Genomic DNA, 21,616 nt, shown 5'->3' with positions numbered 1-21,616 from the left:
CCTGAGCTTGTCGAAGGACGAGGTCGGGCAGGCTGAAATCTCTACTCGCTCGACCTCGTGGTTCGACAGGCTCACCATGAGGTCTCCGTTGCGAGAGCGTGCAGAAGTTTCACGTGAATCCATTTGGTTGATCCTCCGACCTGCCCTTGCTAATACCCGCGCGCCTGCCCATATGCGGGTCACCATGCCGGTGCTGCCGGCCGTTGTTTTACCCATTCCAGCGCGACGACACTGTTTCCGGCGCGACGCAGGAGATTTTCGATCTTGGCTAAACGCGATTTCTACGAGGTGCTCGGCTGCCAGAAAGGCGCCGACGAGGCCACCCTCAAGAGCGCTTATCGCAAGCTCGCGATGCAATTTCACCCGGACCGCAACCCCGGCAATGCCGAGGCGGAAGGCAAGTTCAAGGAAATCAACGAGGCCTACGATACGCTCAAGGACGGCCAGAAGCGCGCCGCCTATGACCGCTTCGGGCACGCCGCCTTCGAAAATGGCGGTGGCCGCGGACCGGGCGGTTTCGGGCCGGAATTCTCATCTTCGATGTCGGACATTTTTGAAGACATCTTTGGCGACTTCATGGGCGGGGCTGGTGGCGGCCGCCGTGGCGGCGGTGCGGCCAAGACGCGTGGCTCGGACCTGCGCTACAATCTCGAAGTCACGCTCGAGGAAAGCTTTGAGGGTCGAACCGTCGAGATCGACGTGCCGACGCTGGCTACCTGCGAGACCTGCGAAGGTTCTGGCGCAAAGCCGGGCACCGGCACCCATACCTGCCGACAGTGCAATGGCCATGGCAAGGTTCGGGCGGCGCAGGGGTTCTTTACCATCGAACGCACCTGCCCGGTCTGCCAAGGCCGCGGCGAAATGATGGACCAGCCTTGTACCGATTGCGGTGGCCAGGGTCGCCGCCAGCAGAACCGCAAGCTTTCGGTCGACATTCCCCAGGGTATCGAGGACGGCACGCGCATTCGTCTCGCCAATGAAGGCGAAGCGGGATTGCGTGCCGGACCGCCTGGCGACCTTTATATTTTCGTCTCGATCAAGCCGCACCAGCTGTTCCAGCGCGACGGGGCCGATCTTTATGCCCGCGTGCCGATTTCCATGACCACGGCTGCGCTTGGTGGCGAGTTCGAAGTGCCGACGCTCGATTCTGCGCGAGCCAAGGTCAAGGTGCCGGCCGGCACGCAGCCGGGCCAGCGCGTGCGCCTCAAGGGCAAGGGCATGCCGGTTTTGCGCAGCAAGGATGTCGGCGATCTTTACGTGCAGCTCGACATCGAAACGCCGCAGAACCTGAGCCGCAAGCAGCGAGAGCTGCTGGAAGAATTTGCGCGGCTGGAGACGGAAGAGACCAGCCCGAATTCGGGCGGGTTCTTCGACAAGCTGAAGAAGATGTTCGACGCTTAAGTCACCCCCACTCGGCCTCCCCTTTAGGAGGGGGAGGAGCTCGATCGAGTCTTAACCACCGGCAGTGCTCCTCCCCCGACTAACGGGGAGGCGGGGTGGGGGCCGAGCTCACTCGGTCGGAAAGCTGCTCATATCCATCCAGACATATTCCCAGGTGTGACCATCGGGATCGGCGACGGCGCGGGAATACATGAAGCCCATGTCCTGCTTGCCGCGCGTTTCGCGCCCGCCATTTGCAAGGCCGGCCTCGGCGATCTGGTCGACGGCGTCGCGCGAGTCGCGGGAGAGGGCATAAAGCGCCTGCCGGCCTTCCTTGGCGTCGGGGATTGGCAGATCGGTGAACTGGTTGAACTTGTCGTAGGTCAGGACCATGACATAGATGGTGTCGCTGATGACGATGCAGGCTGCCGTGTCATCGGTAAACTGAGGATTGTGGTCGAAGCCCAGCGCCTTGTAATAGGCCATCGAGGCTTGAAGATCGCGGATCGGCAGATTGACGAAGATCTGGGCAGGCATGATGATTTCCTCTGGTGTGCAGCCACGTTAGCATGTCGCTTCTGATCTGACGACGAGGCGGCAGTCGCCGGTTCGACACGCTCAAGGAGATAAAATGAAGACGGCGCTGACACTGTCCGGATCGATCCGCAAGGGCTCGTGGAACCGCGTGCTGCAGCAGCATATGGACCGCAAGCTCGCTGAAGCCGGCGTCGCGGTCACCAGCATCGATCTCGCCGATTTTCCAATGCCGATCTTCAACGAAGATCTCGAGGCCGATAACGCGCCCGTAGCGGCGGCGCGGCTGGCCGAACTTTGGCGCAGCCATGAGATCGTTTTTATCGCCTCGCCTGAATATAATGGCGGCGTTTCTCCGCTTCTGGTCAATACCGTCACCTGGCTCAGCCGACAGAAACCGTCGCCGTTCCGCCACGCCGTCTTCGGCATCGGTGGCGTGAGCTCGGGCAAGTATGGAGCGATCTGGGGGCTGAGCCACCTAAGGGAGTCGCTGACCAAACTGGGCACTCTGGTGGTGCCGACGCTTTTGGGGATCGGGCCAGCCAATGGGGCATTCGATGCAGATGGCAATCCGACCGAAGCCCCGATCATCCGCAAGGTCGAGCAGATGATCGACGAACTCACCCATTTCAGCCGAGCCTAGCCCATGCGCGCGATCTACCTCACGCATCCCGAGGTTCGGATCGACGCCGCTGTTCCCGTGCCGCTGTGGGGCCTCTCCGAAATAGGACGGGCCCGTGCGCAAGCCTTTGTGGACAAGCGCCTGGTACCGCGTGGCACTATGATATTTTCGAGCCGCGAGACCAAGGCGCTGGAGCTGGCGGAGCTCGTGGCCGACGCTGCCGGGACGCTGGTTCTGGCCGATCACCTGATGGGTGAAAACGATCGCAGCGCAACCGGCTTCCTGCCTCCTGCGCTTTTCGAAACCACCGCCGACCGCTTCTTTGCCGAGCCGCAGCACAGCGTCGACGGCTGGGAGCGCGCCATCGATGCGCAGGCGCGGATCGTGGCGACGGTGACGACGGCCATGGCTTCGGTGCCCGCCAACACCTTTGCGATCTTTTGCGGCCATGGGGCTGTCGGCACGCTCCTTAAGTGCCATCTCGGCCAGCGGCGGATTTCGCGCGAGGAAGATCAGCGCCGGATCGGCGCTCCCGGTGGTGGCAATGCCTTTTTGTTCGATCTTGAGGCCAGGCAGTTGCTGACCGACTGGCATCCGATGGAAGAGATCGATCGCGGCTGGTTCCGTATGCCCGCGCTTGTCGCCGCGGCGGAATTGGGCTAGCCCCAAGCCATCATCACATCGAGGGGGAAGAGCATGGCTGGCCAGTTGATCGTGGGCCTCGACGTTTCGTCTCGCGCCCGCGCCGAGGATATCGTCACCGCCCTGGGCGACAGCGTTTCCTTCTACAAGATCGGCTATCAGTGCTTTTATGGGGCCGACGGCTTCAATCTTGGCAAGGCGCTGATCGCTGCGGGCAAGCAGGTGTTTTTCGACCTGAAACTGCTCGACATCGACAACACGGTCGAAAAGGGCGTCGCTGCCTTTGCGGAAACCGGCGCGGCGATGCTGACCGTCCATGCCTATCCCAAGAACATGGCTGCCGCTGCCAAAGGCGCGGCGGGGTCGGGGCTGACCGTTTTGGGCGTCACGGTGCTGACCTCGATGGACGATCAGGACGTCAAGGACGCGGGCTATGAACGCGATGCTGCGGGGCTCGTCGCCCTCCGTGCCCAGCAGGCACGCGAGGCCGGCATCGGCGGCATCGTGGCGTCGCCGCAGGAAGCCGAAATGGTGCGGACCATTGTCGGGCCGAAGCTGGCGATCGTTACGCCAGGCATTCGTCCGGCGGGGGCAGCGCGCGGCGACCAGAAGCGGGTCATGGGCCCGGCCGAAGCCCTGGCGGCAGGAGCGAGCCACCTGGTCGTGGCACGGCCGATCGTCGAGGCCGCGGATCCGGCTGCCGCGGCGCGGGCGATCCTCGCGGAAATGGACGGCAAGCGGACGAGTTTTGCGTGAGGGGTACAACCCCCACCCGGCCTCCCCATTAGGTGGGGGAGGAGTCCGATCGAGTTTTGACCACCAGCAGTGCTCCTCCCCCGACTTACGGGGAGGTTGGGTGGGGGTCTTACCCCACCAATCCATGCTGGCGCGTCAGATCTGCCAAATCCAGCTGCGGCCTTGCGCCGATGTGGCTGATCACTTCGCTGGCGGCGAGGCAACCGGTGCGCAAAGCCGATTCCACCGTTTGACCCCGGGCCATGCCGAGCAGAAAACCAGAGGCAAAAAGATCGCCAGCGCCGGTTGCGTCGACGACTTTGTCGACGGGGTAGGCAGGTACCGAAACGATCTCGCCATTGATCACCGCCATGGCGCCATCGGCGCCCATGGTGATGGCGGCGACTTCGGCGTCCTTGGCGATCTGGCGCACGGCCTCGCCCAGGTCGTCGGTCTGGTACAAAGATTTCAGCTCATGAACATTGGCAAAGACATAGTCCATGGTCTTGGAGCGAATGAGATCGAGGAACTCGGCACGGTAGCGATCGACGCAGAACGGGTCCGATAGGGTAAAGGCCGCGGCGCGTTCGTTCTTGTGCGCGTAGTGCGCGGCGAGGACGAAGGCCTTCTTGGCTTCGGCCGGGTCCCACAAAAACCCTTCCATATAGGTGATGGCGGCGCCGCCGATCTCGTCGGGCTTGATGTCCTGTTCGGTCAGCTGGTGGCAGGCGCCAAGATAGGTGTTCATGGTGCGCTCGCCGTCTTCGGAAACGAAGATCATGGAGCGCGCCGTCAACGCACCGCCCTTGAGACGGCTTGTCGTGTAATGAACGCCCGCCGCGGTAAGGTCGGTCTCGAAGACGTCGCCGAGTACGTCATCGGCCACCTTGCCGACAAAAGCCGCACGGCCGCCAAGTGAAGCGACGCCGGCAGCGGTGTTGGCCGCCGAGCCGCCACCGATCTGCTGCTTGCCCAGGGGCATCTTGCCGTAAAGGTCTTCCGCCCGATCCGTCTCGATCAGGTGCATGATGCCTTCGGTCATGCCCTCGCGTTCGATGAAGCCGGGTTCGGCGGGTGCGATGATATCCACGATCGCGTTGCCGATGGTCAGCACGTCGAAGCGGGTCTGGGTCATTAGGGGATCCGGCATGAGGAAAGGCCGTGAGCCGGTTTAGAGCATGATCGCCGCTGCGGCAACTAAAGGCCGGCAATGATCTGGGCGATCAGGGCCTCAGTATCCTCGCGCGGGCGAATGGTAATCTGTCCGTCGAGCAGCAGCACCGCCAGGCCATGCACCTTGGCCCAGGCCGCCAAAGCCTGGATGCGTCCCTTTTCCATGTCGCCATCGATGAAGTGGCGCATGGTGTCGAAGGCCGCATCGGCTGCCATACGCAGGCCCGGGCGGTTTTCGCGCTTGAGCTGCGGCGAGAACATCAGACGAAAAAGGTTGGCGTTTTCCAGCGCAAAGAGCACGTAAGTCTTGCCCATGGCCGCCATCTTGTCTTCCGGGTCGCCGGCAGCGACCTCTTCCATGCGGGCGGCGAAGCGCTGGAAGCCGGTGACGGCCAGGGCTTCAAGCAGGGCAGCCCGGCTATCGAAATGGCGATAAGGCGCCGCGGGCGACACCCCGACGGCCCGCGCAAGATCGCGCAGGCCTAGGCCCGCCTCACCCTCCCGTGCCAAGATGATGAGCGCCGCTTCGAGCAGAGACTGGCGCAGAGTGCCGTGGTGATAAGGAGCATTGGACAATGTTGACATCGTTCACACCATGCGTCACTCATGTAAGCGCTGTCAACTTGAGGGGGTTCGGCGATGGACTGGGATTTCGTCCTTGCTTGCGCGCACCATCTAGCAGTGTTCACATTGGTGGGGATTTTTGCGGCTGAGTTCGCGCTGCTTCGGCCTGGGATCGGCGCGAGCCAAGTCAGGCAGTTGGCTAAAGTTGACGCTGCTTACGGCGCTGTTGCCGGTCTCGTCATAGTCGTTGGCATCATCCGAGTCATCTTCGGCGACATGGGCTGGCAATACTATCTCGGCAATCACGCCTTTTGGGGCAAGATGACGGCCTTCCTGATCATGGGCCTTCTGACCGTCCCGCCCACCATCGCCATTCGCCGCTGGGACAAGGCCGGGGCAGGGGCACCGCCGGCCAACGAGGTCGCCGCCAGCCGCAGGTTCGTCCATCTGCAAGCGGGCGTGTTGCTGTTCATCCCGATCTTTGCCGCGGCCATGGCGCGGGGCTATGGCAGCTAAGCCAGTGGCAAGGCCTTCTTGGCAGGCTTGTTGGGGAAGGGTGTCTTGGGTTCGTAAAGGCACCACTCCCTGATCGGGCAACGCCAGCATTCCGGCGTCCGCGCCTTGCAGATGTAGCGGCCATGCAGGATCAGCCAGTGATGCGCGTGGAGCATAAAACGCTCCGGAACGATCTTTAACAGCTTCTGCTCCACAGCTAGCGGCGTGGGCGCTGGCGCCAGACCCGTGCGATTGCTGACGCGGAAAAGGTGGGTGTCCACGGCAATGGTCGGCTGCTTGAAGAAGATGTTGAGCACCACATTGGCCGTCTTGCGGCCGACGCCGGGCAGGGCCTCCAGCGCCTCGCGCTCGCTCGGAACGTCGCCGCCATTCTTTTCCAGCAGCAGCTGTGACAGCGCGAAGACGTTCTTGGCCTTGCCGCGATAAGGCCGATGGTGCGGATATGCTCAGTAATGCCTTCTTCGCCCAAAGCCACCATGGCTGCGGGGGTCGGGGCACGCTCGAACAAGCGTTTGGTCGCCTTGTTGACCCCGACGTCGGTGGCCTGCGCCGAGAGAACCACGGCCACCAGCAACGTGAAGGCGTTGACATAGTCGAGCTCGCCCTTTGGCTCGGGCTCGATCTCATGAAAACGGATGAAGATGGCTTCTGCCGTGGCGCGGCTGAGCTGTTTCACTTTTCTCGGCGCGGCCATGTTCCTGCCTTCGAATCTGTCCTAGTATTTCGATGCAATGACCGCTCCGACGCAAGCCACCTCAACCACACCGCTGTTCTCAGCAACACTCAAGCCGGAGCGTTCGCTCCATGCTGCGGGCGGTTGGGTCGGTCTGGTGCTGGCCGGCATTGTCGGAACGCCATTCCTGATTGCCATGCCAGAATTCCTGTTTCCCGGACTTGCCGCCTTCGGGCTTGCGGGTGGCGGGCTCGGTGCCCTGGGCATTCGCCAGGGCAGGCTTAAGCGGCAAAGCCAGGCCATTTCGGTTTGGCCGGATCAGCTTGAACTGGTGATCACCGGACCCGGCCAGCAAAAGCAGTTGCGGCGCTTCGACAGCAAGGCGATTCGTATTCGCCTCGTGCGTGACGGATATGAGCGGACGACGGCGATCTTTCTCCGTCACGCCGAAGAGGAAGTCGAGCTTGGCGGCTTCTTGTCGGTGGACGACAAGTCGAGCTTTGCCAAAGCCTTTGGCAGTGCCTTGCGGCAGGCGCGGCGCTCGATCTGACGCGTCATTTTCGGGTCGCTCCCCGCCCTTTGGGGTTCTAGATTGGCCGCACCGACGACCAAGGTTTGGCCATGAACCAGCTCAGCACGCTCCAGCCCGAAACAGATTACGACACGATCCGCGCCGCCATTCGCTATCTTAGCGAAAATGGCCCGGACGAGGCCGACCTTCCGGCCTTTTCGCGTGCGCTGGGGCTCACCGAGCGGCAGCTGACTGATCTCTTTCGCCGCTGGTGTGGCCTCACCCCCAAAAGCTTTGCCCAGGCCGTGGCGCTCAATCATGCAAAAGGCCTGCTGCAGGGCCAGGCCAGCGTGCTCGACACCACGTACGAAGTGGGCCTGAGTTCTACGTCTCGTCTCCATGACCTGTTCGTCACCTATGAAGCCATGCCGCCCGGCGTGTTCCGCGCCGGTGGCGCCGGGCTCGACATGTTCTGGGGCGTCGCGCCTTCGCCGTTCGGACTGGCCGTGGTGACCGCCACCGACTACGGCATTTCAGGCCTTGGCTTCGCCGATGCTGAAACCTCGATCAAAGACGCTTTTGCCGATCTTGCCACCCGCTGGCCCAATGCACGGTTCACACGCGACGACGCCCGTGTTGCGCCTCTGGTCGCCCCTATTTTCGAGCCCGGCCGCTGGTCGGCCGAGCATCCGGTGCGCGTGGTGCTGATCGGCACTGATTTCGAGGTCAAGGTGTGGGAAACACTGCTCAAGATTCCGGTCGGGCGGGCGGCAACCTATAGGAGCGTCGCCAACCATATCGGCCGGCCAAAAGCCTCGCGGGCCGTTGGCGCCGCCGTGGGCAAGAACCCAATCAGCTTCGTGGTGCCCTGCCACCGCGTCGTCGGCACTTCGGGTGCGCTCACGGGCTATCATTGGGGCGTCCCGCGCAAGCGGGCGATCCTGGGCTGGGAGGCAGGGGTAATTTCGGCCCGGTGATCCACGTGAATCACCGAAGCCCCCGAGGCTTGTTGCTTAGAGCGTAACCCGCTCTTCCAGCTTCCCATCCGTGCCGATCTTGTAAACCGTCGGCTCGCCGGTGGCGATTTCGCGGGCGAGGATTTCGTCGGGCGTCAGGCCTTCGATCGACATCACCAGCGCGCGTAGCGAGTTGCCGTGCGCTGCCACCAGCACGGTCTTGCCGTCGCGCAGCTGCGGCAGGATCTCGGCTTCATAATAGGGCAGGGTGCGAGCGGCGGTGTCCTTGAGCGATTCGCCGCCCGGAGGGGGGACGTCGAAGGAGCGGCGCCAGATGTGGACCTGTTCCTCGCCCCACTTTTCGCGCGCATCGTCCTTGTTGAGGCCGGAGAGATCGCCGTAGTCGCGTTCGTTGAGCGCGACATTGCGGGTGATGGTGACGTTGAGGATGCCCATTTCCTCGAGCATCAGGTCCAGCGTGTGCTGGGCGCGGCGCAGGGCGGAGGTGTAGTAAAGATCAGGGACGATGCCGGCGGCCTTGAGCGCCTGGCCCGTAGCGCGGGCTTCGCCCTCACCCTTTTGGGTGAGGTTGGGATTGCGCCAGCCGGTAAAAAGGTTCTTGAGGTTCCAGTCGCTCTGGCCGTGGCGGACGAGGATCAGCGTGCCGGTCATCTTTTTGTTCCTGTCAGTCAGTCGTTGAGGCCGAGAACGTCGGCCATGGAATAAAGGCCCGCGGGCTGGTTGGCAGCCCAGAGCGCAGCGCGAGTGGCGCCATTGGCATAGATGGTGCGGTCCTGCGCGCGATGGGTCAGTTCGATGCGCTCGGACGGTCCGGCGAGGATCACCGAATGATCACCGATCACGTTGCCGCCGCGTAGGGTTGCAAATCCGATCGTCCCCGCCTGGCGGGCGCCGGTATGACCGTCGCGGCTACGGACCGAATTGTCCTTGAGCGAGATGTCGCGACCGCGTGCCGCCGCTTCCCCAAGGAGCAGGGCGGTGCCGGAGGGGGCATCGACCTTGAGGTTGTGGTGCATTTCAAGGATTTCAATGTCGTAGTCCGCCAGGGCCGCCGCGGCTTTTTCGACGAGCACGGCGAGGGCAACCATGCCGGGGAGAAATTGCCGGACTTGACGATGCGGGCGCCATTGTGGCCCGCCTCGGCAATGGCGGCGTCGTCGGCTTCGGAACAGCCGGTGGTGCCGATAATGTGGACGAGGCCGTGCTGGGCGGCGAGTTGTGCCAAGGCAACGCTGGCGGCCGGCGTGGTAAAATCGATGATAGCATCGGCGTGGCCCAGCAGCGACGCCGCATCGTCGGTGACCGGAATGCCCAAGGCATCTATGCCGGCCAGAGTACCAGCATCCTTGCCGAGAGCCGCAGCGCCGGGACGGTCGACGGCACCGACCAGTTCCAGTTCTGCATGCTGCGCGACGGCCCTGAGGTTGGCGGCGCCCATGCGTCCGCCGGCCCCTGCCACGATGATGCGCAATTTGCTCATGCCCTGCCTCCCAAACTCACCCGCCTATAGCAGCGCCGTGCTGCGCCGCCAACCGGGGTGGCACTTGCCCTTCGGTGTGTTACGATTCGTCCCAAGAGCAAAAAGCGGGCACCCATGACAATAACCAATGTGCTGGCCGGCATTGCCGTTGAAGATTTGAGCCTGTCGCTGGTCTGGTACGAGTATCTATTCGGCCGCACAGCCGATGCACGAACCATGGCCGACGTCGCCGAATGGAAGCTGCCCGGCGGCGGTTGGGTGCATGTGATGACCGATCAGGACCGCGCTGGCGCCAGCGTCACCATGCTGATCGTTGATGACCTTGCCGAGGAGCTGGGCCGGCTCGAAATGCACGGCATCAAGCCGGTGAGCAAGGCGACGGGGCACTTTTTCAACACGGCGAAGCTGCGGGATCCGGACGGGAACCTGATCGTGCTGAGCCAGCCACAGCCGGGGACGTATTAGGGTAGACCCCCACCCAGCCTCCCCGTCAGGCGGGGGAGTTGTTACATCGCGTTCAACCCACGGTCCTGCTCCTCCCCCTTCTGCAGGGAAGGCTGGGTGGGGGTCCTTACAACCGCCTCAGCCTCACCTCACCGACCCGGTGATTGCCGCCCTTCTTGAGCACAAGATCGGCGCGGCCGCGCGTTGGGAGCACATTTTCGATCAGGTTCGGCAGGTTGATGTCGCGCCAGACCATGCGCCCGAAAGTGCCTGCCTCTTCCTCGCTCATTTCGGCGAAGCGGCGAAAGAAGCTGTTGGGATCGCGGAAGGCGGTTTCACGTAGGCGGTAGAAGCGCTCGAGAAACCAGCGCTCGAGGTCTTCGTTGTCGGCGTCGATATAGATCGAAAAATCGATGAAGTCGGAAGCAAAGAGGATCGGATTGCCGGTCTTGGGCAATTCGCCCGGCTGCAGGATGTTGAGACCCTCGACGATCAGGATGTCCGGCCGGTCGATGGTGATCTCTTCGCCAGGCACCACGTCATAGACCAGATGCGAATAGACCGGGACGCCGACATTCGCCTTGCCGGACTTGATATCGGCCAGAAAAGCGACAAAGCGGGCGCGATCGTAGCTTTCCGGAAAGCCCTTGCGCGACATCAGCCCGCGTTCTTCGAGCACCGCATTGGGATGGAGGAAGCCGTCAGTGGTGACGAGATCGACCTTGGGGTTAGACGGCCAGCGGCTGAGCAGCGCCTGCAGAATTCGCGCCGTAGTCGACTTACCCACCGCCACCGAGCCAGCGACGCCGATGATGAAGGGCACCTTTTCGGAGGGCGAGCCAAGGAAGCGGTTGGAGACGAGATGCAGCCCCTTGGTCGCCTCCACGTAATAGGAGAGGAGGCGCGAGAGCGGCAGGTAGATCTCTTCGGCTTCCGAAAGGGAGATCGGATCGGAGAGCGACCGCAGCCGATCAATATCGGCCTGCGTCAGCGTCATCGGCGTGCCGTCGCGCAGCGCGCTCCATTCGGCCTTGGTGAAGCTGCGATAGGGGTCGAGCACAGCGGGGCGCCTCGCCATCAAAGCGTATCCTTGCGCGCGGCCTTTTCGGCCAGCCCGGACTGGGCCGTGCGCGTATCGAGTTCGTCCATGACGTCGCTTAGGGGCACGCCGGCGGCCTTGAGCACGACGAGGAGGTGATAGAGCACATCCGCGCTTTCCTTCACCAATTCCGCGCGGTCGCCGCTGACGGCCGCGATCACCGCCTCGGTCGCCTCTTCGCCCAGCTTCTGGCTTGCCTTGTTGATGCCGCGGGCGATGAGCTTTGCGGTGTAGCTTTCGTCCGGCGAGGCAGCGGCGCGCAGCGCCACGCGCTGTTCGAGTTCTTCGAGGGTCATTTTACCTCCGGGCTCAAGTCCATGCGCATGGCGATGCCATGCTCGGCCATGTAGCGTTTTGCCTGCGGGATGGTGAAGGTACCAAAATGGAAGATCGAGGCCGCCAGCACAGCGCTGGCATGGCCTTCCGTCACGCCATCCACCAGATCCTGCAGCGTACCGACGCCGCCCGAGGCGATCACCGGCACTTCGACGTCATCGGCAATGGCGCGGGTGAGTTTGAGATCAAAGCCCGACTTGGTGCCGTCGCGGTCCATCGAGGTCACCAGCAATTCCCCGGCGCCGCGTTCGACCATGCGGGCGGCAAATTCCACCGCGTCGATGCCGGTCGGCTTGCGGCCGCCATGGGTGAAAATCTCCCACTCCGACCGGTTGTCGCCGCCAACCGCCTCGCTCAGCCGCTGCTTGGCGTCGACCGAAACGACGATGCACTGATTGCCGAACTTGTCGGCGGCGCGGGCGATGAAATCCGGATCGTTGACGGCGGCCGAGTTGATCGCGACCTTGTCGGCGCCCGCCAGAAGAAGCTTGCGGATATCCTCGATGCTCTTGACCCCACCGCCGACCGTCACCGGCATGAAGCAATGCTCTGCCGTGCGCGCCACGACGTCGAAAATGGTGTCGCGGCCTTCGTGGCTGGCGGTGATGTCCAAAAAGGTCAATTCGTCGGCGCCGGCCGCATCATAGGCCATGGCGGCTTCGACGGGGTCGCCGGCATCGATCAGGTCGACGAAATTGACGCCCTTGACCACGCGGCCGCCAGCAACGTCGAGGCAGGGAATGATGCGGGTCTTGAGGGTCATGGCATCAAAGCCTTCCGCCGCCAGGCAATATAGTGGATCACAAGCAGGACGAACCAGACGATCAGCGCGCCGCCGCCAAGGGGGATGGTGGCGAGCATGAACCAGCCCATCATGCCGGTGAAATAGAGCGTTTCGCCCCAGTCGCTGCCCCCGATCATGCAGGAATGGACCGAACCTTCGTCGACGACGCAGCCATTGGCCTCAGCAACGTATGCGGTAAAGATCACGGACAAAAGCGGGGCCGCGGCGATCAGCACGATGACCACGAAAGTGATCACATAGGCCTTCCAGGGGAAGCGGCCGTTGCTCATGCCGCCCTCAACCGTGCCAATGCTTCACGTGAATCAATGCGGCCGTCGTAAAGCGCGCGGCCAGAAATAGCGCCTTCGAGAACCGCGGCATCGGGTTGGGTCAAGCGCTCGATGTCGGCCATGGAGGCAAGGCCACCGGAGGCGATCACCGGGATTGAGGTCGAGCGCGCCAGCTCGAGCGTCGAGTCCCAGTTGATGCCGGCCAGAATGCCGTCGCGATCGATATCGGTATAGATGATGGCCGCAACGCCAGCACCTTCGAAGCGCTTGGCGAGCTCGATCACCGAAAGCTCGGACGTCTCCGCCCAACCTTCCACCGCGACCATGCCTTTGCGGGCATCGATGCCGACAGCGACCTGACCGGGCCATTTCTGGGCCGCTTCCTTGACCAGCGCTGGATCGCGCACCGCCACGGTGCCCAGAATGACCCGGGCCAAGCCGCGATCGAGCCAAGCTTCGATATGGCCAAGATTGCGAATGCCGCCGCCCAGCTGCACGGGGAAGTTTACAGTCTTGAGGATGGCTTCGACCGCTGCGCCATTGACGCTCTCGCCGGCAAAGGCCCCGTTGAGGTCGACCACGTGGAGATATTCAAACCCCTGGTCCTCAAAACTCTTTGCCTGCGCCGCGGGATCGTCATTGAAGACGGTAGCCTGCTCCATGTCGCCAAGCTTGAGGCGCACGCACTGGCCGTCCTTGAGGTCGATGGCGGGGAAGAGGATCATGGTGCAGTGCTCGCGGGTACAACCCCCACCCGGCCTCCCCCTGCACAAGGGGGAGGAGCAGGTCGGTGTATGGTCTTGGATAGTGCCACAAGCGCGATGTGGCTCCTCCCCGACTTACGGGGAGGTTGGGTGGGGGCCCTTCATGGCGTCCAACCCAAAAAATTTTCGATCAGCTTGAGCCCCAGCGCCTGCGATTTTTCCGGGTGGAACTGCGTGCCGAAAATGTTGTCGCGGCCGACGCAGGCGGTGAAGTCGCCGCCGTAGTTTGTGGTGGCCACGAGGTCATCCGACCTGTCGGTCGCCAGGTGATAGGAGTGGACAAAATAGGCGTGGAGGCCGTCCGGACCATCCTGAATACCGTCCATCAAGGCATGCGGCTTGGTGAAGGTGATGGTGTTCCAGCCCATATGCGGGATCTTAAGGCTCGGGTCGTTCGGCTTGATCTTTTCACGGGACCGGGGATCCAGCAAAGGCCTGGCGTCACTGCCTTTTCGCGGCCTTCGCTTGCCAGCAATTGCATGCCGACGCAGACGCCCAGGAACGGGCGCGCCGCCGCGGATCACCTTTTCATCCAGCGCCTCGACCATGCCGGGCACCGCATCGAGCCCGGCCTTGCAATCGGCAAAGGCGCCGACGCCGGGCAGCATGACGCGATCGGCCTTCAGCACGCGTTCGGGATCGGCGGTGACTTCGATGACGTGACCCTGCCCAAGATCGCTGGCAACGCGCTCGAAAGCCTTGGCAGCCGAGCGCAGATTGCCGGCGCCGTAATCGATGATGGCGACAATGCTCATCGTTGGAGTGCTCCACACCCACGATGTCATCCCCGCAAAGGCGAGGATCCATCCCGAAATCTCAAGATGGGCTCCGGCTTTCGCCGGGATGACAATCCAGTTTGAGGCTGACTTAGTGCAAAAGCCGTGGCAGCGGAAGCCTAGAGCGTACCCTTGGTGCTCGGGACGCGATCGGCGGTACGCGGATCGATCTCCACGGCATCGCGCAGGGCCCGGGCCACGGCTTTGAACATCGACTCGGCCAGATGGTGGTTGTTGTCGAAGTAGAAGTTTTCGATGTGGAGCGTAATGCCGGCATTGATCGCCAGCGCCTGGAAGAATTCGCGGAAAAGCTCGGTGTCGATCTCGCCGATCTTGCCTTGCGAGAACTCGGCCTTGAAGACGAGAAAGGCGCGGCCTGACACGTCGAGCGCGGCGCGGGTGAGCGTGCCGTCCATCGGCAGATCGCAGGAGGCGTAGCGGCGGATTCCCTTCTTATCGCCCAGCGCTTCTTTTATGGCCTGGCCCAGGGCAATGCCGACATCTTCCACCGTGTGGTGAAAGTCGATGTGAAGGTCTCCTTTACGGCGGACATCCATGTCGATCAGCGAGTGGCGCGAGAGCTGATCGAGCATGTGATCGAAAAAGCCGACGCCGGTTTTCATGGAATGCGCGCCGGTGCCGTCGAGATCGATCGAGACGGCGATCTCGGTCTCATTGGTCTTGCGGGCGATGGAAGCGGTGCGCATGGGCGGTCTCCGAAAGGTCGGCGGCTCCCTAGCAGATAGGCATGGGCGCGTGAAGATTGGGTTAGTTGGGGCCACGCCCTCGTGGTTCGAGGCTTCGCCTTGCTCCGCACCTCACCATGAGGGCTACTCCGTCCCCGTGCACCAGTAGCCCTCATGGTGAGGTGCGAGTTCTTCACGAGCCTCGAACCACGGGGGCGTGGCAGGACGTTGCAATCGCTCATCCCGCTCCTAAATAGTACTCAACAGTTCGGAGTACCTCCCCCAATGAGTGATAGTTCTTTTCCCGGCTGGCACGGGACGACCATCGTTTCCGTGCGCCGTGACAACAAGGTCGTGGTGGCTGGCGATGGCCAGGTTTCCATGGGCCAGACGGTGATGAAGCATGGCGCCAAAAGGTGCGCCGGCTTGCCGGTGGCAAGGTGATCGGCGGCTTTGCCGGATCAACCGCCGATGCCTTTACCCTGTTCGAGCGCCTCGAAGGCAAGCTCGAGCAATATCCCGATCAGCTGATGCGCGCCGCCGTCGAGCTCGCGAAAGACTGGCGCACCGATCGCTACCTGCGCAAGCTCGAAGCCATGATGATCGTCGCCGATAGCAAAGACACGCTGGTGCTGACCGGCAATGGCGACGTGCTGACCCCGACCACGGCGTCATCGCCATCGGCTCGGGCGGCAATTATGCCCATTCCGCAGCCTTGGCGCTGCACCAGGCGACCGACCTCGATGCCGAGGACGTGGCCCGTCGCGCCATGAAGATCGCCGAAGAAATCTGCGTCTACACCAATGGCAACGTGACCGTCGAAGCGATCGAGATCTAACACCCTGCCGGCCTTTTTGGCGGCAGCAAGAGGATCGGCTCTCGAGCGATCCGAAAGGCAATGAAAGTGACTGAAACCAATTTTTCGCCGCGCGAGATCGTGTCCGAGCTCGACCGCCATATCGTGGGTCAGGCCGATGCCAAGCGCGCCGTGGCGGTGGCCCTGCGCAACCGCTGGCGCCGTCAGCAGCTTGCCCCCGAGCTGCGGCGCGAAGTTTCACCCAAGAACATTTTGATGATTGGCCCTACCGGCGTCGGCAAGACCGAGATTTCGCGCCGCCTAGCTCGCTTGGCACAAGCACCCTTCGTCAAAGTCGAGGCCACCAAGTTCACCGAGGTCGGCTATGTCGGGCGCGATGTCGAGCAGATCGTGCGCGACCTCGTCGAGGCTGGCATTACCGTCCTGCGCGACAAGCGCCGCCGCGATGTGGAAGCGCAGGCGCATCACAATGCCGAAGAGCGCGTGCTCGACGCGCTAGTGGGCACTTCGGCGACGCCATCGACCCGCGACAGTTTCCGCACCAAGCTGCGCAACAACGAACTCGACGACAAGGAAATCGAGCTCGAAATGACGCCGGCCACGCCGCAGGGCATGGATTTCCCCGGCATGCAGGGCGGCGTCGGGATGATCAATCTCTCCGACATGTTCAAGCAGGCCATGGGCGGGCGCGGGGTCAAGCGCAAGATCAAGGTCAAGGATGCCTATGAACCGCTAATCGCCGAGGAAGCCGACAAGCTGCTCGACCAGGACCAGCTGAAGGCCGAGGCCATCGAGCTCGTCGAAAACCACGGCATCGTCTTTATCGACGAAATCGACAAGGTCGCGGCCCGCGAAGGTGGCGTCCAGGGCGGGCCATCGCGCGAGGGCGTGCAGCGTGATCTTTTGCCGCTGATCGAAGGCACGACGGTTTCGACCAAGTATGGACCGGTCAAGACCGACCATGTGCTATTCATTGCCTCGGGCGCCTTCCATGTATCGAAGCCCTCGGACCTGCTGCCGGAGCTTCAGGGCCGCCTGCCGATCCGGGTGGAGTTGAAGGCGCTAACGCGCGAAGACTTCATCGCCATCCTCAGCGACACCGAAGCCAGCCTCATCAAGCAGTATGTCGCCTTGATGGGCACGGAAGGCGTGACCCTGTCTGTCAGCGTCGACGCCATCGAGGCAATCGCCGATGCCGCCGTTTTGGTCAATTCCACCGTCGAAAATATCGGTGCCCGTCGCCTGCAGACGGTGCTTGAGCGGCTGGTGGAGGACATCAGCTTCGACGCCCCTGACCGCGCCGGCCAGACCGTCAACATCGACGCCGCCTTTGTGCGGGAGAAGGTGGGCGTCTTGGCTAAGGATACGGATCTGAGCAAGTTCGTGCTTTAGTTCCCCTCAGCCGCCGCAAACTCGATTGTCACCCCGGCGGAAGGCCGGGGCCCATCTTGAGATATCAGGATGGATCCCCGCCTTCGCGGGGATGACATCGTGGGTGTGGTGAGTTCAGCGCTTCCGCGCGCTCCGCTTCACCAGTTCATCCCGCAAAAATCGCAGATCCTCCGGCTCCAGCCGGTCGATATTGTCCCGCAGCCGATTGGTGAGCTCCGTCGCCTCCGGGGTAAGCCCGCCGGTGTCGATCGTGACTTTCGGGTCTGAAATTTCAGCCAGCCGCTGCAGTTCTTCGGCTTCGTCCCAGATGACGTTGAAAAAGGCGATGATGCGGTGGAGCAAAAAGCCTGTCGGCTTGCCGCGGCGACCATGTTCCAGCGCCGACAGGTAAGCGCTCGAAACGTTGAGCGCGGCGGCCATTTCCTTGAGCGAGATGCCGCGCGCCTCACGCAGGGCGCGGAGCTTGGCGCCGAGCGGGGTCATTGGCGGCGCAGGCGCACATACCAGGCGCCCTCCCCACCATGGCCGCGTGCCGCAAGGCTCCATCCCGAAATCATATGCGCAAGACCCGGTTCGGACAGCCAGATTGGCAGCATGGTGCGCAAGATGCCGCGCTCGCTCATCGCAGCGATATAATCGTTGTCGGTCTTGAGCCCCTTTCCGGTGATCACCAGGATCGTCCGATCGCCGCGCCACGCCCGTGCACCGATATAGCGGCGCAGCGCTTCTCGGGCTTCGGTCTGGGTCATGCCATGAAGGTCGATCGTGCCATCGATCTCGATGCGGCCGCGGCGGACCTTTTTATGGATGGCGGGATCGACAGCCTTGTCCGGCACCGACAGCATGGGACTCGGCGCCTGATAGGGCGGCAGGAAAGGCTTGCCAGCCTTCAGTGGCTTGGGCCCGGGCTTGATCGCGGGCTTTGGCTCCGGCTCGGGCAGGGGCAGGGCGCCCTGGCTGAGCTTCAGCAGACCCTTGCGGCGCAGCGGCTCCACGGTGGAGCTGACGCTGGTCCACAAGTGAAAGTCATGCGGCAGGCGCTTGGTGTCGCGCTTGGACATTGAAAAAGCACCCGCCGCAAAAGATCAGTCGAGCTGGCTGGTGGAGACGACTTTCCAGTTCGGATCGCGCGATTTGGGATTGCGCGCAAAGGTCCATTCGTCGGCGATGGTTTGCACCTGGTCGGCATTGCCTTCCACCAGCGTGCCATCCTTGTCGCGCGTTGCCGACACGACTTCGGCATGGAAGCGCACGGTGACGGAGACGTTCTTGCCTTCGTATTCGGCTTCGGAGATTTCGATCTTGGGCAGGCCGACAAAGGTGAAATCGACCTTCTGGCCGGCCGCTTCGCGGTCGCTGATAGCGCGGGCGAAGCTCTCGAAGATGTCCTTGTCGAGAAAGGTTCTTGAGCGTCTGGCGGTCGCCTTCGGCATAGGCCGTGACGATCATCTCGTAAGCCTGCTTGGCGCCTTCGAGGAAGGATTTGGGCGTAAAGGTCGCATCGGCTTCGGCCGCGGTCTTGAGGCCGGCCTTGAGCGCTTCGTCGCCGCGCGAATGCTGCTCGATCTCGGCTTCGAGCTTGCGGGCCCGACGTTCATCGTCCAGCTCCGGCTGCGCGCTGCGGGGCCGCATCGGCACGACGGTATCGTCCTCGGTGCCCGCTTTCTTTTCCACTGGCGTTGAGCGGCTGCGGTCGACTGGCGGGCGTTCTGTCCCGGTCCGCGTTCCCAGCACCGAGCGGAGCCGGAACAGCACGAAGACTGCCACGACAATGGCAATCAGGGTGGGCAGATCGAGAAAATCGTCCATTATCTTGGGCACCTTGCGCGGGACGCGTCTTATCAAAAAATCCGGGCTGGCGCTCGTTCCGCGCCGGGGCTGGCCTATATATAGGGAAAGCTTTAGCCCAAAACCAGTTCACCCATGGGCGAGTTGCATTATGCCGCGCCGACACCCTTAATAAAGGACCGCCTAGTGATCCGTCTTTTGCCCCTTGGCTTCCTCCTGTTGCCGCTGGTGGAAATCGCCCTGTTCATCATCGTCGGCCGGGCGATCGGGCTGTTTCCGACGCTGGCGCTGGTGATCGGCGCTGCGCTCCTGGGTGTCGTGCTGCTGCGCCAGCAGGGTCTGGGCGTCCTGTCGCGCATGCGGAGCAACCTTGGTGCCGGCACGCTGCCGGGGCGCGAACTCTTTGATGCCATGCTGATTGGCCTCGCTGCGCTGTTCCTGGTGCTGCCGGGCTTCCTCAGCGACATCGTCGCCCTCCTGCTTTTGGTGCCGGGCGTGCGCGGCTGGATTTTCTCCTCCCTGGCCCGCCGCGTCACCGTGGTCGATACCGGCGCCTACCGTCGCTATTCGGCCGAGGATGGCCGATTGCAGCGGCCGACCACGATCGACCTCGACAATGACGACTGGCGCGATGGGCGCCAATAAGCGGTCAAGCTTGTCGGAAACCGGCAAAAGTGCTAGCCAGCCGGCCAAGATGCTGCCGATAACCCGTTAAAAGGACCAAGCATAATGGCCGACGATACCCAGGGCGCGACCACTCCGCAGCCCGCCACCGCTCCCAGCATGAACCTTGTGGGTCAGTATATCCGTGACCTTTCGTTCGAAAATCCGGGTGCGCCGGCAACGCTTTTGTCCGGCGGCGGCAATCCGGCCTTCAACGTCTCGATCTCGGTCGGCGTCAAGAAGCAGAACGACGAGATCTATGCGGTCGAGCTGACGCTCAACGCCAAGGCCAACCGCGAAGAAACCGTGCTCTTCAATGTCGAGCTGGTTTATGGCGGCATTTTCCGCCTCAAGAACGTGCCGGAAAATCAGCTTTCGCCGCTCCTGATGATCGAATGCCCGCGCCTGATTTTCCCCTTTGCGCGCCAGGTTCTCGCCAGCGTCACCCAGCAGGGCGGCTTCCCGCCGCTGATGATGGAGCCGGTGGATTTTTCCGCCATCTACCGCCAGAACCTCGCCAAGCTTGCGGCCCAGCAGGGCGGTGCGGGCGCCGCAGCTCCGGCCGATGGCGAGACGCTGAACTAAGGTTTTGTTGTTTTAAATTAGAAAGCCCCGGTCATGTGCCGGGGCTTTTCTCTTGTGGGAAGGTGGGAGGGGTGCCTTCCTTCTACTCTGCCGCAGCTTTCTCTTCGTACTGCGCCCAGATCGCGCTCTCGCCCATCTTGGCAATAAACGCTTCATGCGCCTCGGCCTCGTTGAGGCTGATGCGGCCGGGCAGGGGTACGGGTCGGGGTCGTACGGCGATGCGCGATTCAGAGAGGCTGATGGTGGTGACTTCGACCTCGGCCACAAGCGCCAGGCTCACCTGCTTGCCGCCGATCAGCTCGAGATAGACTTCGGCCAGGATCTCGCTATCGAGCAAGGCGCCATGCAGCGTGCGGCGGCCATGTCGATGCCGTAATGCTTGCAGAGCGCATCGAGGCTGACACGGGCGCCCGGGTGTTTTTGACGCGCGACCATCACCGTGTCGATCACCGGATTAGCGAGGGTCTTGAAACCCGTGCCGGTAAGCTCATGGTTCAAAAAGCCCATATCGAACGGCGCGTTGTGGATCACCAGCGTCGCATCGCCGATGAAATCGAGAAATTCCTGGGCTACCGCTCGGAACACCGGCTTGTCGGCCAGAAATTCATCGCTCAGCCCGTGCACGCGGAACGCTTCTTCCGGCATCGCGCGCAGGGGATTGATATAGACGTGGAAGGTCTTGCCGGTGGGGATGTGGTTGATCAGCTCGACACAGCCGATTTCCACCAGCCGGTCGCCGCCCTGGGGCGAGAGACCGGTGGTTTCGGTATCGAGTACGATTTCCCTGATCATTTGATCTTTTGTCTCGCCCTGATGCCGTCCACAAGCTCGGACACCATGTCCTCGATTTCTGCGCGCTTGCGCCCGGTGTCGAAGAGATAGGTGGCCCGTGCCTTCTTTTCCGCCTGCGGCATCTGCCGGGCAAGCAGCGTCTCAAGCTTTTCCACGGTCATGCCCGGACGCACCATAACCCGCTCGCGCTGAATGGCGTCGTCGACATGCGTGACGGCGATGGCATCGAAACCATAATCATACCCGCTCTCGAACAAGAGCGGCACTTCCACCGCCGCGGCGACCGCTCCGACCCTTTCGGCCTCAACGAGAAACCTCGCGATACGGGCTCGAACCAAGGGATGAACCACCGCTTCAAGTCGCTTGAAGCCGGATGGATCGGCGGCAAGGCGGCGCGCCAGTTCCTGCCGATCCACGACACCGCCCTTGGAAACTCCAGGAAACAGCGCTTCGACGGGCGCCACAGCATCGCCAGCGTAAAGCTCGGCTACCGCCTGGTCCGCGGAAGACACGGGCACATCGGCTTTGGCGAACGCTTCCAAAAGCGTCGACTTGCCCGTGCCGATCGAACCGGTAACCCCGATTTTCCACAT

The 21,616-nt window shown here is 62.7% G+C and carries 26 protein-coding genes and 5 pseudogenes; 12 read left to right on the top strand and 19 right to left on the bottom strand.

The annotated features are described in order from the left end of the window. Positions 1–264: 264 nt before the first annotated feature. Positions 265–1,401 carry a molecular chaperone DnaJ gene (gene dnaJ / locus G5575_RS02725; RefSeq protein WP_164532988.1) on the top strand — a complete coding sequence of 379 codons (1,137 nt, stop codon included), beginning with the start codon at positions 265–267 and terminating at the stop codon, positions 1,399–1,401. A 108-nt stretch (positions 1,402–1,509) separates the two neighbouring features. Here the strand turns inward: dnaJ and G5575_RS02720 are convergent, their stop codons facing one another. Beyond that, positions 1,510–1,917, bottom strand: a complete 408-nt coding sequence (locus tag G5575_RS02720; protein WP_164532987.1) for a VOC family protein — start codon at positions 1,915–1,917, stop codon at positions 1,510–1,512. Positions 1,918–2,011: 94 nt separating this feature from the next. Between G5575_RS02720 and G5575_RS02715 the strand changes: the two genes are divergently transcribed. Genes G5575_RS02715 through pyrF form a run of 3 tightly spaced genes read left to right on the top strand, consistent with a single transcriptional unit; the run spans position 2,012 to position 3,934 of the window. Beyond that, entirely contained in the window at positions 2,012–2,557 is a 546-nt protein-coding gene (locus G5575_RS02715; protein WP_164532986.1) for an NADPH-dependent FMN reductase, read from the top strand. Between the two features lie 3 nt (positions 2,558–2,560). Continuing rightward, entirely contained in the window at positions 2,561–3,199 is a 639-nt protein-coding gene (locus G5575_RS02710) for a histidine phosphatase family protein (RefSeq protein ID WP_164532985.1), read from the top strand. Positions 3,200–3,211: 12 nt separating this feature from the next. Beyond that, positions 3,212–3,934 (top strand): orotidine-5'-phosphate decarboxylase, encoded by a 723-nt coding sequence (gene pyrF / locus G5575_RS02705; RefSeq protein ID WP_407924846.1) that lies wholly within the window; start codon positions 3,212–3,214, stop codon positions 3,932–3,934. A gap of 109 nt (positions 3,935–4,043) precedes the next feature. Here pyrF and G5575_RS02700 read toward each other — a convergent pair whose 3' ends face one another. Continuing rightward, positions 4,044–5,048, bottom strand: coding sequence for an adenosine kinase (locus G5575_RS02700; RefSeq protein WP_164532983.1), 1,005 nt, complete (start codon positions 5,046–5,048; stop codon positions 4,044–4,046). Positions 5,049–5,110: 62 nt separating this feature from the next. Then, a complete protein-coding gene (locus tag G5575_RS02695; RefSeq protein WP_164532982.1) occupies positions 5,111–5,671 on the bottom strand; it encodes a TetR/AcrR family transcriptional regulator in 561 nt (186 codons plus the stop codon). 54 nt (positions 5,672–5,725) lie between these two features. On the opposite strand from G5575_RS02695, the gene G5575_RS02690 reads away from it, so the two are divergent. Then, positions 5,726–6,166, top strand: a complete 441-nt coding sequence (locus tag G5575_RS02690) for a DUF2214 family protein (protein WP_164532981.1) — start codon at positions 5,726–5,728, stop codon at positions 6,164–6,166. On the opposite strand, the pseudogene nth reads toward G5575_RS02690, so the two are convergent. Continuing rightward, positions 6,163–6,860, bottom strand: a pseudogene (nth, locus tag G5575_RS02685) (endonuclease III). The gene G5575_RS02690 and the pseudogene nth sit on opposite strands and share 4 nt — an antisense overlap. A 37-nt stretch (positions 6,861–6,897) precedes the next feature. Between nth and G5575_RS02680 the strand changes: the two are divergent. Both G5575_RS02680 and G5575_RS02675 read left to right on the top strand, forming a co-directional pair. After that, positions 6,898–7,389: a DUF2244 domain-containing protein gene (locus tag G5575_RS02680; protein ID WP_164532980.1), complete on the top strand. Its 492-nt coding sequence runs from the start codon at positions 6,898–6,900 to the stop codon at positions 7,387–7,389. Between the two features lie 71 nt (positions 7,390–7,460). Next, entirely contained in the window at positions 7,461–8,327 is an 867-nt protein-coding gene (locus G5575_RS02675; protein WP_164532979.1) for a methylated-DNA--[protein]-cysteine S-methyltransferase, read from the top strand. A 36-nt stretch (positions 8,328–8,363) separates the two neighbouring features. Here G5575_RS02675 and G5575_RS02670 read toward each other — a convergent pair whose 3' ends face one another. Together G5575_RS02670 and dapB are read right to left on the bottom strand one after the other, a co-directional pair. Next, positions 8,364–8,978, bottom strand: coding sequence for a 2,3-bisphosphoglycerate-dependent phosphoglycerate mutase (locus tag G5575_RS02670; RefSeq protein WP_164532978.1), 615 nt, complete (start codon positions 8,976–8,978; stop codon positions 8,364–8,366). A gap of 17 nt (positions 8,979–8,995) precedes the next feature. Next, positions 8,996–9,807: pseudogene (gene dapB, locus G5575_RS02665) on the bottom strand (4-hydroxy-tetrahydrodipicolinate reductase). A 114-nt stretch (positions 9,808–9,921) separates the two neighbouring features. On the opposite strand from dapB, the gene G5575_RS02660 reads away from it, so the two are divergent. Beyond that, complete coding sequence (locus tag G5575_RS02660) at positions 9,922–10,272, top strand: VOC family protein (protein ID WP_164532977.1); 351 nt, start codon at positions 9,922–9,924, stop codon at positions 10,270–10,272. A gap of 106 nt (positions 10,273–10,378) precedes the next feature. Here G5575_RS02660 and coaA read toward each other — a convergent pair whose 3' ends face one another. From coaA to hisB, 7 genes are all read right to left on the bottom strand, one after another. Continuing rightward, entirely contained in the window at positions 10,379–11,329 is a 951-nt protein-coding gene (gene coaA / locus G5575_RS02655; protein WP_164532976.1) for a type I pantothenate kinase, read from the bottom strand. Further along, the gene (locus tag G5575_RS02650) at positions 11,329–11,646 is read right to left on the bottom strand and encodes a phosphoribosyl-ATP diphosphatase (RefSeq protein WP_164532975.1); all 318 of its coding nucleotides are present in this window, start codon (positions 11,644–11,646) and stop codon (positions 11,329–11,331) included. The genes coaA and G5575_RS02650 overlap by 1 nt, the downstream gene beginning before the upstream one ends. Continuing rightward, positions 11,643–12,449, bottom strand: a complete 807-nt coding sequence (hisF, locus tag G5575_RS02645; RefSeq protein ID WP_164532974.1) for an imidazole glycerol phosphate synthase subunit HisF — start codon at positions 12,447–12,449, stop codon at positions 11,643–11,645. The genes G5575_RS02650 and hisF overlap by 4 nt, the downstream gene beginning before the upstream one ends. Then, positions 12,446–12,760 (bottom strand): hypothetical protein, encoded by a 315-nt coding sequence (locus G5575_RS02640; RefSeq protein ID WP_164532973.1) that lies wholly within the window; start codon positions 12,758–12,760, stop codon positions 12,446–12,448. Before G5575_RS02640 ends, hisF begins: the two co-directional genes overlap by 4 nt. Next, positions 12,757–13,485: a 1-(5-phosphoribosyl)-5-[(5-phosphoribosylamino)methylideneamino]imidazole-4-carboxamide isomerase gene (gene hisA, locus G5575_RS02635; protein WP_164532972.1), complete on the bottom strand. Its 729-nt coding sequence runs from the start codon at positions 13,483–13,485 to the stop codon at positions 12,757–12,759. Before hisA ends, G5575_RS02640 begins: the two co-directional genes overlap by 4 nt. A 140-nt stretch (positions 13,486–13,625) precedes the next feature. Next, positions 13,626–14,279, bottom strand: coding sequence for an imidazole glycerol phosphate synthase subunit HisH (gene hisH, locus G5575_RS02630; RefSeq protein ID WP_235935526.1), 654 nt, complete (start codon positions 14,277–14,279; stop codon positions 13,626–13,628). A 140-nt stretch (positions 14,280–14,419) separates the two neighbouring features. Further along, positions 14,420–15,007, bottom strand: a complete 588-nt coding sequence (gene hisB / locus G5575_RS02625; RefSeq protein ID WP_164532971.1) for an imidazoleglycerol-phosphate dehydratase HisB — start codon at positions 15,005–15,007, stop codon at positions 14,420–14,422. 264 nt (positions 15,008–15,271) lie between these two features. On the opposite strand from hisB, the pseudogene hslV reads away from it, so the two are divergent. Both hslV and hslU read left to right on the top strand, forming a co-directional pair. Continuing rightward, positions 15,272–15,824: pseudogene (gene hslV, locus G5575_RS02620) on the top strand (ATP-dependent protease subunit HslV). Between the two features lie 66 nt (positions 15,825–15,890). Continuing rightward, on the top strand, positions 15,891–17,195 hold the full coding sequence (gene hslU / locus G5575_RS02615; protein ID WP_407924833.1) for an ATP-dependent protease ATPase subunit HslU: 1,305 nt from the start codon (positions 15,891–15,893) through the stop codon (positions 17,193–17,195). Between the two features lie 114 nt (positions 17,196–17,309). On the opposite strand, the gene G5575_RS02610 is transcribed toward hslU, so the two are convergent. The 4 genes and pseudogenes from G5575_RS02610 to G5575_RS22040 form a co-directional block, all read right to left on the bottom strand. Further along, a complete protein-coding gene (locus G5575_RS02610; RefSeq protein ID WP_164532969.1) occupies positions 17,310–17,678 on the bottom strand; it encodes a helix-turn-helix domain-containing protein in 369 nt (122 codons plus the stop codon). Continuing rightward, on the bottom strand, positions 17,675–18,256 hold the full coding sequence (locus G5575_RS02605; protein ID WP_164532968.1) for a Smr/MutS family protein: 582 nt from the start codon (positions 18,254–18,256) through the stop codon (positions 17,675–17,677). The genes G5575_RS02610 and G5575_RS02605 overlap by 4 nt, the downstream gene beginning before the upstream one ends. A 24-nt stretch (positions 18,257–18,280) precedes the next feature. Beyond that, positions 18,281–18,628 (bottom strand): Tim44/TimA family putative adaptor protein, encoded by a 348-nt coding sequence (locus tag G5575_RS19855; RefSeq protein WP_235935525.1) that lies wholly within the window; start codon positions 18,626–18,628, stop codon positions 18,281–18,283. Between the two features lie 31 nt (positions 18,629–18,659). Then, positions 18,660–19,004 (bottom strand): annotated as a pseudogene (locus G5575_RS22040) (Tim44/TimA family putative adaptor protein); the annotation flags it as partial. A 165-nt stretch (positions 19,005–19,169) separates the two neighbouring features. On the opposite strand from G5575_RS22040, the gene G5575_RS02595 reads away from it, so the two are divergent. Together G5575_RS02595 and secB are read left to right on the top strand one after the other, a co-directional pair. Further along, entirely contained in the window at positions 19,170–19,628 is a 459-nt protein-coding gene (locus tag G5575_RS02595; protein ID WP_164532966.1) for an FxsA family protein, read from the top strand. Between the two features lie 84 nt (positions 19,629–19,712). Continuing rightward, on the top strand, positions 19,713–20,231 hold the full coding sequence (gene secB / locus G5575_RS02590) for a protein-export chaperone SecB (RefSeq protein WP_164532965.1): 519 nt from the start codon (positions 19,713–19,715) through the stop codon (positions 20,229–20,231). 82 nt (positions 20,232–20,313) lie between these two features. On the opposite strand, the pseudogene dnaQ reads toward secB, so the two are convergent. Continuing rightward, positions 20,314–21,020 (bottom strand): annotated as a pseudogene (dnaQ, locus tag G5575_RS02585) (DNA polymerase III subunit epsilon). Beyond that, positions 21,020–21,616, bottom strand: coding sequence for a dephospho-CoA kinase (gene coaE / locus G5575_RS02580; protein WP_164532964.1), 597 nt, complete (start codon positions 21,614–21,616; stop codon positions 21,020–21,022). Before coaE ends, dnaQ begins: the two are co-directional and overlap by 1 nt.

Source organism: Devosia aurantiaca, assembly GCF_011058215.1.
GTDB classification, from domain to species: domain Bacteria; phylum Pseudomonadota; class Alphaproteobacteria; order Rhizobiales; family Devosiaceae; genus Devosia; species Devosia aurantiaca.
Note: the sequence above shows the minus strand (reverse complement) of the source record. Positions and strands in the feature narration are given on the sequence as shown.